The sequence below is a fragment of the Blautia difficilis genome (assembly GCF_014297245.1).
Taxonomy (GTDB): Bacteria; Bacillota; Clostridia; order Lachnospirales; family Lachnospiraceae; genus Blautia_A; species Blautia_A difficilis.
Map to the genome: position 1 here is coordinate 113181 of NZ_JACOQG010000009.1, position 14146 is coordinate 127326.

Consider the following 14146-nt stretch of genomic DNA (forward strand, 5'->3'; position numbering starts at 1 on the left):
TACCGTGAACGGAGCGGACGGTAACGATTTTGCATTTGTTTATTGCATTTGTTTATGAATATTTTATTTTGAATTATAAATATAATGTGTTACAATGAATATAACCATTAAGACTACCGGGCAGGTCAGAATTTGACCTGCCTGTAAATAAATACGGAAATAAATCGGGGGCAAAAGAAGCGTTAATAATTGTAATAAAATTACTGATGTAGTAAAAATAAAATTACAGGGGAAATGCGGATGAGTGAGATGACAGATGCATATGTAAAACTGGATAAGGTTTCCAAGATATATGGAACCAAAGAAGTAAAGATCGTTGCAGTGGATGAGATCAGCTTTGAGATCGCCAAGGGAGAGTTCGTGGTGATCGTTGGTCCCAGCGGTGCGGGCAAGACGACAGTGCTGAACATTCTTGGGGGTATGGATAAGGCTACCAGTGGAGAGGTTCTGGTGGATGGCAGGAATATTGCCAGATATAACAGCAGGCAGCTTACCGGCTATCGGAGAAATGATATTGGATTTGTATTCCAGTTCTATAATCTGGTGCCCAACCTTACAGCACTGGAGAATGTAGAACTGGCACTGCAGATATGTAAGAATCCGCTGGATGCCAGGGAGGTTCTGGAGGAAGTGGGACTGAAGGACAGACTGACCAATTTCCCGGCACAGCTTTCCGGTGGTGAGCAGCAGAGAGTTTCCATTGCCAGGGCACTGGCAAAGAACCCCAAGCTGTTGTTGTGTGATGAGCCTACAGGTGCACTGGACTACCAGACTGGTAAGGCAATCCTGAAGCTTTTACAGGATATGTGCAGGGAGCGTGGAATGACAGTGATCGTCATTACCCATAACTCGGCGCTGACACCTATGGCAGACCGGGTGATCAAGATCAAGAACGGAAAGGTTTCCAGGATGACAATGAATGACCATCCTACACCCATAGAGGAGATAGAATGGTAGGTGATGAGTATGAAAGCAATGCATAAAGATTTCTGGATGGAGATACGCAAAAGCAAAGCCAGATTTATTTCCATATTTATGATCGTTGCTCTGGGAGTTGCATTTTTCTCCGGGATACAGGCCTCGTCACCGGATATGCGTTTCTCAGGTGATGCCTATTATGATGAAACCAATCTTATGGATATCAAAATAGTGGGAACTCTGGGACTGACGGAGGATGATGTAGCCGCCATTAAGCAGGTGGACGGAGTAGAGAATGCAGAGGGCGCCTATGGTACAGATGTAATGTGTGGAGAAGGCGAGAAGCAGAAGGTACTCCATGTGGAAGCTGTGAATCAAACTATGAACCGGATCTCTGTGACAGAGGGAAAAGCTCCGGAAAAAAGCGGGGAGATTTTCCTTGACTGTATTTTTGCCGAGAGCAATGGATATAAGGTGGGGGATCAGATTACCCTGAAAGAGGGCGGAGACAGCGAACTGCTGAAAAAGACGGATTACACAGTTGTAGGTTTAGGCGAGAGTCCGCTTTACATATCCTATAACAGGGGAAACTCCACTCTGGGTTCCGGTGAGGTTAATGGATTTGCCTATGTGCTCCCTGAGGATTTTGACCAGGAAGTGTATACGCAGATTTATGTGCAGGCTCATGGAACGCAGGATCTGATCAGCTATACAGATGCTTATGATTCCCTGATAGAGAGAGTGCAGGAGCAAGTGGAGGGGATTGAGGCAGAACGGTGTCAGATCAGATATGATGAGATCGTAGAGGAAGCCAATGAGAAGCTTGCAGATGCCAGACAGGAACTTGAAGACGGCAAGAAGGAGGCTGATGAGAAGCTTGCAGATGCCAGACAAGAACTGGAGGACGGCGAAAAGAAGTTAAAAGATGGCAAGAAGGAATATAAGGATGGCAAGAAAAAGCTTGCAGATGCAAAAAAGGAGCTGGAGGACGGAAAAGCCCGGCTTGCAGATGCAAAGAAGGAGTTAGAGGATGGCAGATCCCAGATTGCCAGTGGGAAAGAGCAGATTGCCAGTGGCAGAGCACAGATCGCATCTGCAAAGGAACAGCTGAATGCAGGATGGGCGGAGGTTTCAGAGAACCAGGCAAAGCTTGATGATGGAAAAGCACAGCTACAGGATGGCAAGAATCAGTTAAGCGCCGGTGAGAAGCAGATTGCGGATGCAAAGGAGCAGCTTACCCGGAGCCAGCAGGAGCTTGACAATGGCAAGGCGCAGATTCAGTCAGGCAGAGAGCAGATCGCAGCAACCAGACAGGACCTAAATGCCAAAAAGGAAAGCTGCAATCAGGGACTTGCCCAGATTGAGCAGCAGGAGGCCCAGCTTTCTGAAGGAGAGGCTCAACTAGAGAGTGCCAGAAGTCAGCTTGCAGCATTGCAGGCACAGTATGAGCAGGCACAAGCTTCAGGCACATATTCTGAGGAAGACCTGGCGGCTCTGGCAGCACAGGTTTCCGCTTATCAGGAGCAGGTGGACAGTCAGGCTGCCCAGTTGGAAGCATCCAGAAACCAGATCGCAGCAGCAAGAAGTGAACTGGAGAGTGGGTTAAGCCAGGTGGAAAGCGGACTTGCCCAGCTTGATGCGAAAGAAGCAGAACTGAATCAGCAGGAAGCTGCACTTCCCGATGCCCAGGCAAAGATCGATGCAGGCTGGAAAGAGGTGAAGGCTCAGGAGAAGAAACTGGAGCCAGCCAGAAAAGAGATTCAGGAAAAAGAAGCTCAGCTTGTGTCAGCCCAGGAACAGATTGATGCTGCAAGAGCAAAATTAAATTCCAGCCAGGCTCAGTTAGAGGAGAAGGAGGCAGAGCTTGCTTCGGGAGAAGCACAGATCCGGGAGAATGAAGGGAAGCTTGCTTCCGGAGAGAAAGAGATTACCGAGAATGAACAGAAGCTGAGGGATGGCGAGAAGGAAATCACTGAGAACGAGCAGAAGCTGAAGGATTCCAGAAAGGACATCAAGAAAGCAGAAAAAGACCTGGAAGAAGGTAAAAAGGAATACGAAGACGGAAAGAAGGATGCAGAGAAAGAAATCGCAGACGGTGAGAAGAAGATTCAGGAAGCCCAGGATGAGATTGATGATATCAGTATGCCGGAATGGATGGTAACGGACCGCAATGATCTGCCGGAATATTCAGATTATGGGGATAATGCAGACAGAATGAGAAGTATCGGACAGGTTTTCCCTGTTATCTTTTTCCTGGTGGCTGCACTGGTAAGTCTGACTACCATGACACGAATGGTGGAGGAACAGAGAACCCAGATCGGTACAATGAAGGCTCTGGGATACGGCAAGTATGCGATTGCATCCAAATATCTGCTGTATGCCTTTCTTGCCACTGTGGGAGGCAGTATCCTGGGGATTCTGATCGGAGAGAAGATCCTGCCCTGGGTTATTATTAACGGGTATGGCATTATGTATAAGGGAATGATGAACAATATCCAGATCCGTTACGAATTTAAATTTGCAATGATAGCAGCAGGTGCGGCAACTGTGTGTACCGTCGGAGCCACCATTTTCTCCTGTTACAGGGCTCTGGCGGAAACTCCGGCATCACTGATGCGTCCCCCTGCTCCCAAAGAGGGTAAGAGAATCCTGCTGGAACGGATTCCATTTTTCTGGAAGCATCTGAATTTTACATGGAAATCTACTCTTAGAAATCTTTTTCGATATAAAAAGCGTTTCTTTATGACGATTTTCGGTATTTCCGGAAGTATGGCACTGATGCTGGTAGGCTTTGGACTCAGGGATTCCATTATGGATATTGCCAGACGGCAATATCAGGAGCTTCAGCATTATACAGGAACGATTATTGATGATGAGGATGCAACAGATAAGGAGAGACAGGAACTGGATGAGTTTCTGAAAAATAACAGCCAGATCGAGAGATATACCCATGTGCAGTTTACCAAGATGAGTGTTCCAAGAAATAAATCCAATATCAGCGTATATGTGTATGTGCCTGAGAATCTTGAGACCTTTAATAAGGATGTAACTCTTCAGGACAGAAAGACAAAAGAGAAATATCAGCTGACGGATGCAGGTACAGTGATCAGTGAGAAGACGGCTGCTCTGACAGGGCTGAAAGTCGGGGATACCATGACCATCACAAAGGATGGGAAAAATTATGAGACAAAGATCGCAGCAGTAACAGAGAATTACATGGGACATTATATTTATATGACAGGAAATGTCTATGAACAGACCTTCGGGGAGAAGCCGAACTATTCTGCAACTGTATTCACGGTAAAAGAGGAATATAAAGAATCAGAATCTGAGGTGGGAAATGAAATCCTGAAGCATCCGGCTGCGTTAAGCATAAGCTATACCAGCAGTCTGGAGGCTCAGCTTCACAGAATGCTGGGGGCATTGGATACGGTTATCATAGTGCTGATCATTTCTGCAGGAATGCTTGCTTTCGTGGTTCTGTATAATCTGAACAATGTCAACATTACGGAACGTCAGAGAGAACTGGCAACCCTGAAGGTACTGGGATTCTATGATACTGAGGTTTCTGCCTATGTATACAGGGAGAATGTTATCCTTACCTTTATAGGCGTGTTGGCAGGGGCTGTATTCGGAATCTTTTTGCACAGGTATATTATCCGTACTGTGGAAGTGGATGCGGTTATGTTCGGAAGAAATATCAATCCTGTCAGTTTCCTGTATTGCGGACTGCTGACAATTGGATTCTCCATAATCGTAAATCTGTTTATGCATCAGAAATTAAAGAAGATTGATATGGTAGAATCCCTGAAAAGTGTAGAATAAACGATTTGTTGCTTTATTGCAGGAAAGAAGAAATACAAAAACACAGCATAAAATGTGAAAAAGTCAGATAAAATGCAAGGAAAATACAAATGCAATGGCAATTATCCACAAAATAAAAAGTGTACTTGACGTATCTTTGTAACTTTGTTATAATGATTTCATCAATTGAAAACACACGGATTGTTACTGTTTGGCAGGCAAAACCAGAATCTATGGCTGAGACAATCAGTCTATAAATTCTGGTTTTTTTTATAGGGGACTAGTACATCACTGTCAGGCAACATATGGTTTGGAAAAGGAAAGACATGGATCATATTATAATTGAAAAAGTGATCAATAACAATATTATCTCGGCATATGAGAAATCCGGTGCAGAAGTAATTGTGATGGGACGTGGGATCGGTTTCAAAAAGAAACAGGGAGAAGTGGTTCCTGCTGACCAGATCAGTAAAATCTTTCGCATTAAAAGCCGGACACTGACGGAACAGTTCAAGGAGCTGCTGGCCAATATGCCACTGGAACGAGTGAGGATTTCAGACGAGATCATCTCTCATGCAAAGGATCATCTGAAATTAAAACTGAATCAGAGCATTTATGTGACACTGACGGATCATATTAATTTTGCAATTGAAAGAGTGAGCCAGGGAATAGAACCGCAGAATGCATTATTGTGGGAGATTAAGCGCTTTTATCCTCAGGAATTCCAATTAGGAATTTATGCGTTAGAGTTGATCCATGACAGACTTGGTATTCTTCTGCCAGAGGATGAAGCAGGATTTATTGCCCTTCATTTCGTAAATGCAGAATATGGTACAGATATCCGGGATGCGGTGAAGTTTCCGGATCAGATGCAGGCAATCGTGGATATTGTGGAACGTGATCTGGGAATACTGTTGGATGAATCATCTTTACATTATGAGCGCTTTATGACACATATCAAGTTTCTGATACAGCGGATCTACCGGAAAGAATTGCTTTCCAGTGAGGACAGAGAGCTGTCCCTGATGATGCAGCGGAAATACCCCAGGGAATATGAATGCAGTGTAAAGGTTGCAGAATATATTATGCAGGCAACCGGCAGCAGATTATCTGAGGAAGAAATCATGTATCTGTCTGTACATATCCGCAGAGTTAGTACTATAGAAAAATTATAATTATAAATGTAAAAATAAATGCAAAAAACAAGGAGGCTTTTAAGTATGTTTGATTTTTTTAAGAAGAAAAAGACACCTGAACTGATCATCGGATCTCCGGTGAAGGGGAAAACAGTTCCTCTTTCCAGCGTAAATGATCCGACTTTCAGTGAGGGGATGCTGGGAAAGGGTGCGGCAATCCTTCCGTCAGAGGGGAAAATTTATGCACCTGCAGACGGAACCATTGAAACACTGTTTGATACCCTTCATGCATTCAGTCTTTCTACAGCAGATGGTGTAGAGGTTCTGGTCCATGTGGGTCTGGATACAGTCAAAATGGACGGTGACGGATTTACAGGTCATGTACATTCCGGGGATGCAGTAAAGAAAGGAGATCTGGTTCTGGAGGTGGATCTGGACAAGGTCAAAGCTGCAGGATATGATACCAGTACTCTTGTTGTTATCTGTAATACAGATGACTATGGAGATGTCCGTGGGCTGGATAACAAAGAGGTACAGCCCGGTGACGATGTGATCGTAATCACAAAATAAGAATTATGTATTTTTCCCGGAGGTGTCCGGGTAAAAATAAATAAAAGGGGATTTGAAAGAGTAAATCATTCTATCTAAGGAGGAAAAAGTATGAAGTATTTACAGAAATTAGGTAAAGCCCTGATGTTACCGGTAGCTTGTCTTCCAATCTGCGGTATCCTCATGGGTATTGGTTATTTACTTTGCCCTGCAAGTATGCAGGGTGGTGATATCACCGGATTTGGTCCGATGGTTGGTATTTTCCTTGTAAAAGCCGGTGGTGCTCTGATCGATAATATGGCACTGTTATTTGTAATCGGCGTAGGTGTGGGTATGTCAGATGACCACGATGGTACAGGCGGTCTTGCAGCCCTTGCTTCCTGGCTTATGATCACAACACTGTTAAGCACAGGATTTGTTACAACACTGTTCCCGTCTATCGCAGACAATGCAGACAAAACACTGGCATTTAACAAAATTGCCAACCCGTTCATCGGTATTCTTGCAGGTGTGATCGGATCTAGCTGTTACAACAAATTCAAAAGCACAAAATTACCGGACTGGCTTTCTTTCTTCAGCGGCAAACGTTGTGTAGCCATCATCGCAGGTGTTATATCTATTCTCGTATCCGTAGTTTTACTGTTTGTATGGCCGATCCTCTTCGGTGTACTGATCTCCATCGGTAACGCAATTTCCGGAATGGAAGCTCTTGGAGCTGGTATCTATGCATTCCTGAACAGACTTTTAATTCCTACAGGTCTGCATCATGCATTAAACAATGTATTCTGGTTCGATACGATCGGACTTGGTGATCTGACTCATTTCTGGGCAGGTGAGACATCAGCAGATGTAAGCTGGAGCCTTGGAATGTATATGTCCGGCTTCTTCCCATGTATGATGTTTGGTATTCCTGGTGCAGCTCTGGCAATGATCCAGTGTGCAAAGGACAATAAGAAAAAAGTTGCTATTGGTCTGGTAGCTTCCGCAGCACTTTGTGCATTTATCTGCGGTGTTACAGAGCCATTCGAATTTGGTTTCATGTTCCTGGCTCCTGGGCTTTATGTTATTTATGCATTATTATATGGTATCTTTACAGTTGTTACAGTATTATTAGGATTCCGCGCAGGCTTCTCATTCTCAGCAGGTGCAACAGACCTTCTGTTTTCAGCATCTCTGCCAGCAGCACAGAAAACATGGTTGATCATTCCGTTGGGAATCGCAGCATTCATCGTATTCTATGTGGTATTCAGATTTGCAATCCTTAAGTTTGATCTGAAGACTCCTGGAAGAGAAGATGATGATATGGATGAGACAACTGTAAAACTTGCAAACGATAACTTTACAGAAGTTGCAAAAATTATCTTAGAAGGTGTTGGCGGAAAAGGAAACGTTGCATCTATCGATAACTGCATTACAAGACTTCGTCTGGAAATCAAAGACTATACAGCTGTTGATGAAAAGAAAATCAAATCAGCCGGTGTTGCCGGTGTGATCAGACCTGGTAAAAATTCTGTTCAGGTTGTAATCGGTACGAAAGTTCAGTTCGTAGCAGATGAGTTTAAAAAGCTCTGTAAATAATATAGCAGATAAAAATCCCTTTTTACAAAAAAGACCGCATTCATTGCGGTCTTTTTTCAATGGAAAAATACTCTGTGATTTTATGTTTTTGATCAAATTGATTGTTATATTCCAGAATGTGATATTCATTTACCAGCTTCTGAAATTTTTCTGGTAAATTGTTCTGGGAATACCAGGTACCGTCTGTATCACATACGGCACCGATTCCAATGATCGGAAGCTTGTCTTTCAGATCCAGCAGGAAATGGTTGTAGGGAGTGAGTGTTGCTCCGGCCAGGGAGAGCACGTAGCTTCCCAGGTAATTAGAACTCATGTCCTGCTCCACTGTTTCTGAGGGATAATTGGTCCAGATCACATAGGGGGTGGTGTAAGTTTTCTGGGTGCCGTCCAGGCTGAGCTCGGAGCGTTTTTTTCCCAGCACACTGGCTGTAAATCCATTCTCGATCTTTGGCCAGTGATCACCGAACATAATGATCATGGTAGGCTCGTCCACCTTTTCAAAATAGGACAGAAGCTTCTGGAAAGCTCTGTCAGATTCTCTGGCAAGAGACAGATAAGTCTCTGCGAGTGGATATTCACGGTTATAGTGAAGCTTCACATCCGGTTGATAACCATTCAGAGTCTCAGTACCATAGCCTCCATGATTCTGCATGGTCACACAGAAGGTAAAAAGCTTTTCGCCGGACTGCTTACGCTCAAACAGCTTGATCAGCTTATCATAGGTGGTTTCATCGCTGGCAAAATTCCGGATTTTGTCAAAGCTGTCATTCCCCCAGTTCTCTGTGCTTATGAACTGGTCAAAATCCATATCCGCATATACATTTGCACGGTTCCAGTTGGAAGCATTGTTGGGATGCACGGCTATGGTAGTGTAGCCCTGGGCTTTCAGGATCTGGGCCATACCGGATTCCGGATCATGTACAAACAGCTGATAGGGAACACTTCCGGCAGGCAGAAAATACATACTGTTTCCTGTGAGAGCTTCATATTCTGTACGGGCAGTTCCACCTCCAAAGGTAGGTACATGGAGCTGGCCCTTCTTTACATTTCTGTTGAGACTGTGGAGAAAAGGAAGGATCTCACTGTCTGTCTTTACCTGGCCTATGCTTTCAAAGTCTGTCAGACTTTCATTCATGATCATAATAATATTCTGAGGAACTGTAACATTACTCTGGGTAGAATCTGAAACCTGTTCTCCGATCTCCTGTACTTTGCCGACAGAGTATCCGGCCGGTTTCTCAGGGTGTATGTAACGGACCTGACTGACAAGAGCGCACAGATATCCGTTGTCACGATAGGAACGGTTGGTATTCCAGAAGGAAACATTGGCTGCATTTACCACTGCATACAGGGAACCCAGGGCAAAAACAGCAAGAACCACCAGCTGGCTCAGAATATGAAGGCTTTTTTTCTGCAATCTGTGAGGAATACGAAGTCTCTGGAAATGCAGCTGGAGCATACTGAAATCTACGGTAAATAGCAGCGTGATCCCCAGATAGATGGGAATATCCAGTCTGTAATTTCCTGCTACATCAGCGGCAGTGCTCATTCCCATGGCATCCAGCAGAAGAAAGGCCTGTCCCCGGAACTCTGTTACATAATAATTCACCAGCACCAGAAGAACCATAAGGAGGCAGTAGACCATACAGGCAATGTTTATTTTCCTGATCAGCAGGATCAGAAGTACCAGGATGAAATAATAGATGACCAGGTTTCTCAGAAAATCTCCCACAGGCATATCAAAGACTGCGTATTTGATAATGCGAAGATAGGAGGTGGAGGCAGTGGATCTCAGCTCTGTAAGTTGCACAATGATCTGCACCACTGCAAACATGGCCAGGGGAGTACCCAACAGCAATAGCAGTTCCAGCCATCTGCAGATACCAGTCCTGTGCAAAAAGGTACTGAGGCGGTCTCCGGCTGTCAGCAGAATGAAAAAGATTACACCTGCCAAAGCTACCATAACCAGCTTCCTTTTTCCCAGGGAGAGAAAGGCACTGGGTCCGCCTTCTGTATAGACGATCAGGCCGGAAATAGCAAGGAAGAGAAGAAGATGAAAGACAGACAGAAGCTGCCTGCAAAGCGTCCCCCCTCTGCCAGTTGGTTTCTGTGAAACAGGAGCTTCATGAAGTTGTTTATGATTGTTATTTTCTTGGATATTTGTATTATTCTGCAATGTCATCACACTTTATCTGAATTGGTTGAATGAGTCAGGATCTAGGTTAAGGGAGACTGATCTCATAAGGTTTGTGGGCTGCAGACAGTAAGAAACTGCCCGCAAACGGACAGTTTCTGATTGCCAGTATGGCTATTTTATATTATTTTGCTTTAATTTTCAATACCTTTGAATAAGAACTGTAAGCTTTGACATAGCTGTTGGTATCCTTTACATAACTGCGGATACGGAAGTAGTAGGTTTTACCTTTTTTCAGGGATTTCAGGGTATAGCTTCCATTGGAATCTCCGGATAACTTCAGGCGTTTATAGGCACCCTTGGCACTGGTTTTGTACTCGATCACATATCTGGAATATCCATTTTTGTAGTTGGTAGGATAACCGGTCCATTTTAACTGGATTCTGCCTTTGGATAAAGCGGTAGCCTTCAGTACGGGGGTCTTTGGTGTGGCATAGCTGTCAGCAGTACTCAGGCTGGAGTTATAATATGGAGAATAATAATTGCCATCCTCTGTCTTGCGATAGGAACGGATGATCAGGTGATAACGGCGGCCGGCTTTCAGACCGGTTACCTTTACAGAGGTAGTACCCTTCTTTACCATGATCTTCTGGATAGTCTTGTTGTTATTGTTGCTGTCCTGGACATACAGGGCATATCCGTCATAGGTATCTGTGGCCTGGTTCCACTTGCAGGTCAGTGAGCCGGTAGTGCGCTTGGTAATCGTAAGTCCTGTTACAGCCTGAGGACTGTAGAGATTGTCAGCACTTACATGAACCTGGCCGATAACAGTTTTCTGATCATTCATATAATAGGAAACAACAGCCTCCCCGGAGTGTCCCTCGGAAGGATCAATGTAGAGACGGGAACCAACCAGTACACCCTTTTCCACATTTGTGATAAGGGCCGGATCCCAGCCGGCTTTTTCCAGATCCAGATATCCGCCGTGCTGTATCTCCACATTGACATAAGAAGGATCCATGTCTACATGGCTTGGGGAAGTATTGCCAAGGCTGATAAAGGGATTGGCAGCATCAGTTCCCAGATTTTTGGAATCCTTGATATAGAGTGTGTCAAGGGAAGTGCAGCCATTTATATTCAGGGAGCTTCCAAGGTTCTTTGTGAAATATGCATTCCGGATATCCAGGATCTTAAGCTTTGCACATTTGGAAAGATCCAGGGAACTGATGGTTGTGGAGTCTGTCTCCCCGTCATCACTGGCATAGCCCTGGATATTGAGCTGCTGAAGCTCTGGCAGACGGGAGAAATCAATGCCCTCCAGATCCTTGAAATATGTAATGCTGAGAGTATTCAGCCTGGGCATGCCATATAAGGCATTGATCAGAGCTGTGTGCTCAGGTCTGGCAGCATAATCATAGTCATAATCACATAACATGGAGTATTTTGTGATGTTGCAGTCTGACGGAAGCTTAATAGCACCTGTCAGACAGGAAACAGACAGTGTGTCCAGCTTATTGTTGGCAGACAGATCCAGGCTCAGACCGGAAGAGTAATCATATCCGTTGTCAACAGAAACCGTAAGGCTCTTCAGCTCCGGTAAGGATGAGAAATCCAGAGCTCTGGAGGGATTGGACTTATCATAAACAAGGGAGAGTGTGAGATCCTCCACAGAGGTAAGATACTGGAACCCCTCCATATCAATCCCCTTCAGATCGGATTTGACAGTCTTAATCGCCTTGATCTCAGATGCTTGGAGAATTCCATCCTTATTCAGATCTCTCTCTGGCTGGGAGAGATAGGTGCGAAACTGCTCATTTGGGAAATGGGTGGCATCAATAGGCACATCCTGGGCAGCGGGAGTCACAGCATCTGCAGTAGCAGAATCCTGGGCAAAATCAGAATCTGCAATCTCAGGAGCATCAAATTCTACAGTATCAGCATCTGCCGGAGCAGAAAAATCCTCAGCAGAAGCAACAGACGGAGCAGCGAACTCATCAGAAGCATAAGTACCGACAGAAGCCGAACAAACAAGAGCCGCAGCTGTCACAGTCATTAGAAATAACTTTCTCTTCATGAAAATATCCTCCTCTAATTCATAATGATGATGTCATTGGGAAAAGCCATTTACCGGACATCAAATTGATAGTATTATAATAACACAATGATAAAGTATATTCAACAATGATTAGAAAATATATTAACATTGTGTTACAAGTATATAATAATTAGGTTTGGAGAATGTAAAATTGGTTCTAACAGTAGGGAACTGTCCTCCAACGGAAAATGGTAGAGAAATAATAATTTTTTTGACGATTCGAGGACAAAAAAGAGCATTTCGAGGAAACAATTATTTAGAAAAGTACTGTAAGAGATACAATCAATTACTGACACAAATTATGATGGGGAATATCTGGCTTGTATGTCTCGGGATAGTGATGTGTGAATAGTAACGGCACTACAGCATATACTATCTTAAATTTGCAATAGATGGACAAAATCAGACGGTGCGTGATATACTACGGGAAACGGACAAAACAGTAGAGATTCAGATTTTATACGTTTATGGAGGAAATAATAAAGAAATGATAAAAATTGCAATACTGGATGATGAAGAAGAAGCTCTGGAGAAGGAAGAGCAGATTACAAGGCAGTATTTTTACAGTAAAAAGGTAGAGTGTGAGATAACCTTGTATCAGAGTTCAGAGTGGTTTCTGCTGGGACTGAAGGAAGAGAAATTTGACCTGTATATTTTGGATGCAGAAATGCCGGGAAAGAATGGAATCGAGGTTGCAAGAGAAATCCGGAAGCTGTATCCGGAGCCTATTATTATATATATTACCAATCATCTGAATTATGCTGTGGAAGCCTATGAGGTAAATACCTATCGCTATATTCCAAAAGATCAGCTCAAGGACAGGTTATACCTTACCTATGATGCCCTGCTGCCGGCACTTATGGCGAGAGAAGAAAAATACTATATTATTAAAAAACGGAGTGAAATTGAGAAGATTGCGTATTCTGACATTTTCTATGTGAAAAAAGAAGGAAAAAATGTTGTGTTTGTACATAGAAATGGGGAAACCGCTATCAGGGAAAGCCTGTCGACAATTGAAAAGGAACTGAATTCGAAAGATTTTATTATTGTGGACAGAGGATACCTGGCAAATATAAAGCATGTGATGAAGATGAAAAACCGTGACCTATATATACGGAATGGAGAAATTATTGCAGTTGGCAGAGAAAGATTCAAATATGTAAGAAAGGCAATATTAAATTACTGGGGGGTATAAATAAGTGCTAATGGTACTGCTGTATGGTATAGCTACTTTCGTGGAAACGGGAATTGGAATTTGGATGTTTGGGAAAATGTTCCCAAGACGGGAATCTGTTTCAAACTCCTGGGTAGCTAGAATAATTCTTTGGACCCTTTTGATTCTGACTACATATACTATGCATCGGGTTTACGGAAAAGAGTATATATATGAAAAGTATTTTTTTATTTGTATTTATCTTGTAATTATTATATTAAATGTTGCGGTGTATAAATATGGGATTTTTTTTAGAATTGATGAGAAAACAATGAAAGTGATTCTATTTATATATATATCGGCAATGTTAACTTGGCAGTATTGGGTGTCGTATTTGTCTTTTTTAACAGTAATATTGGCAAATGTTTACCTTCCATTCTTTTTAATAATATTTTATAAATGTGATTTTTTTCAAGCATACTTATGGGAAGTTTTGTATTTAACGAATCTTGGTTTTATGAAAATAGTATATATGTTTATTACCGGATTGGTTAAGGAGAGAAGAATGTATGATTTTGTTTTTAGTAAATCTATGCATTTCTATTCTGGCGGTGTTTATCTCATTTTGATATGTATGGTTGTATTATGTTTACAAAAGTCTTTTCGTATAGAAACATGGTTAAGTGAATTTCTGAAATATCATAAAAAAGTATTATTGTTTGGACTTGTAAGTGAATGTATTGTTTTATATCTATTGTTAACTATGAATTGGGGATATG

General features: G+C 43.0%; 9 protein-coding genes. 7 read left to right on the top strand and 2 right to left on the bottom strand.

Annotation, left to right across the window (positions count from 1 at the left end; translation table 11 throughout):
* Nucleotides 1-240 precede the first annotated feature (240 nt).
* The 5 genes from H8Z82_RS07795 to H8Z82_RS07815 all read left to right on the top strand — a co-directional run bounded on the left by H8Z82_RS07795 (nucleotide 241) and on the right by H8Z82_RS07815 (nucleotide 7985).
* Nucleotides 241-957, top strand: coding sequence for an ABC transporter ATP-binding protein (locus H8Z82_RS07795; protein ID WP_019162533.1), 717 nt, complete (start codon nucleotides 241-243; stop codon nucleotides 955-957).
* Nucleotides 958-960: 3 nt separating this feature from the next.
* Complete coding sequence (locus tag H8Z82_RS07800) at nucleotides 961-4743, top strand: FtsX-like permease family protein (protein ID WP_186994813.1); 3783 nt, start codon at nucleotides 961-963, stop codon at nucleotides 4741-4743.
* 314 nt (nucleotides 4744-5057) lie between these two features.
* The gene (gene licT / locus H8Z82_RS07805; RefSeq protein ID WP_186994814.1) at nucleotides 5058-5897 is read left to right on the top strand and encodes a BglG family transcription antiterminator LicT; all 840 of its coding nucleotides are present in this window, start codon (nucleotides 5058-5060) and stop codon (nucleotides 5895-5897) included.
* A 45-nt stretch (nucleotides 5898-5942) separates the two neighbouring features.
* A complete protein-coding gene (locus H8Z82_RS07810; RefSeq protein WP_186994802.1) occupies nucleotides 5943-6428 on the top strand; it encodes a PTS sugar transporter subunit IIA in 486 nt (161 codons plus the stop codon).
* Between the two features lie 90 nt (nucleotides 6429-6518).
* Nucleotides 6519-7985 carry a PTS transporter subunit EIIC gene (locus tag H8Z82_RS07815; RefSeq protein WP_186994803.1) on the top strand — a complete coding sequence of 489 codons (1467 nt, stop codon included), beginning with the start codon at nucleotides 6519-6521 and terminating at the stop codon, nucleotides 7983-7985.
* 40 nt (nucleotides 7986-8025) lie between these two features.
* Here the strand turns inward: H8Z82_RS07815 and H8Z82_RS07820 are convergent, their stop codons facing one another.
* Together H8Z82_RS07820 and H8Z82_RS07825 are read right to left on the bottom strand one after the other, a co-directional pair.
* Complete coding sequence (locus H8Z82_RS07820) at nucleotides 8026-10167, bottom strand: LTA synthase family protein (protein ID WP_207724640.1); 2142 nt, start codon at nucleotides 10165-10167, stop codon at nucleotides 8026-8028.
* Nucleotides 10168-10303: 136 nt separating this feature from the next.
* Entirely contained in the window at nucleotides 10304-12193 is a 1890-nt protein-coding gene (locus tag H8Z82_RS07825; protein WP_186994806.1) for a fibronectin type III domain-containing protein, read from the bottom strand.
* Between the two features lie 508 nt (nucleotides 12194-12701).
* On the opposite strand from H8Z82_RS07825, the gene H8Z82_RS07830 reads away from it, so the two are divergent.
* Both H8Z82_RS07830 and H8Z82_RS07835 read left to right on the top strand, forming a co-directional pair.
* On the top strand, nucleotides 12702-13409 hold the full coding sequence (locus H8Z82_RS07830; protein ID WP_186994807.1) for a LytR/AlgR family response regulator transcription factor: 708 nt from the start codon (nucleotides 12702-12704) through the stop codon (nucleotides 13407-13409).
* Between the two features lie 4 nt (nucleotides 13410-13413).
* On the top strand, nucleotides 13414-14146 hold a 733-nt coding region (locus H8Z82_RS07835; protein WP_186994808.1), incomplete at its 3' end, for a hypothetical protein.

Excerpts from the sequence above, each read along its gene's own strand:
- H8Z82_RS07820 (WP_207724640.1), bottom strand. The coding sequence starts at position 10,167 with ATGACATTGCAGAATAATACAAATATCCAAGAAAATAACAATCATAAA.
- H8Z82_RS07810 (WP_186994802.1), top strand. The coding sequence starts at position 5,943 with ATGTTTGATTTTTTTAAGAAGAAAAAGACACCTGAACTGATCATCGGA.
- H8Z82_RS07800 (WP_186994813.1), top strand. The coding sequence starts at position 961 with ATGAGTATGAAAGCAATGCATAAAGATTTCTGGATGGAGATACGCAAA.
- H8Z82_RS07815 (WP_186994803.1), top strand. The coding sequence starts at position 6,519 with ATGAAGTATTTACAGAAATTAGGTAAAGCCCTGATGTTACCGGTAGCT.
- H8Z82_RS07825 (WP_186994806.1), bottom strand. The coding sequence starts at position 12,193 with ATGAAGAGAAAGTTATTTCTAATGACTGTGACAGCTGCGGCTCTTGTT.
- H8Z82_RS07795 (WP_019162533.1), top strand. The coding sequence starts at position 241 with ATGAGTGAGATGACAGATGCATATGTAAAACTGGATAAGGTTTCCAAG.
- H8Z82_RS07830 (WP_186994807.1), top strand. The coding sequence starts at position 12,702 with ATGATAAAAATTGCAATACTGGATGATGAAGAAGAAGCTCTGGAGAAG.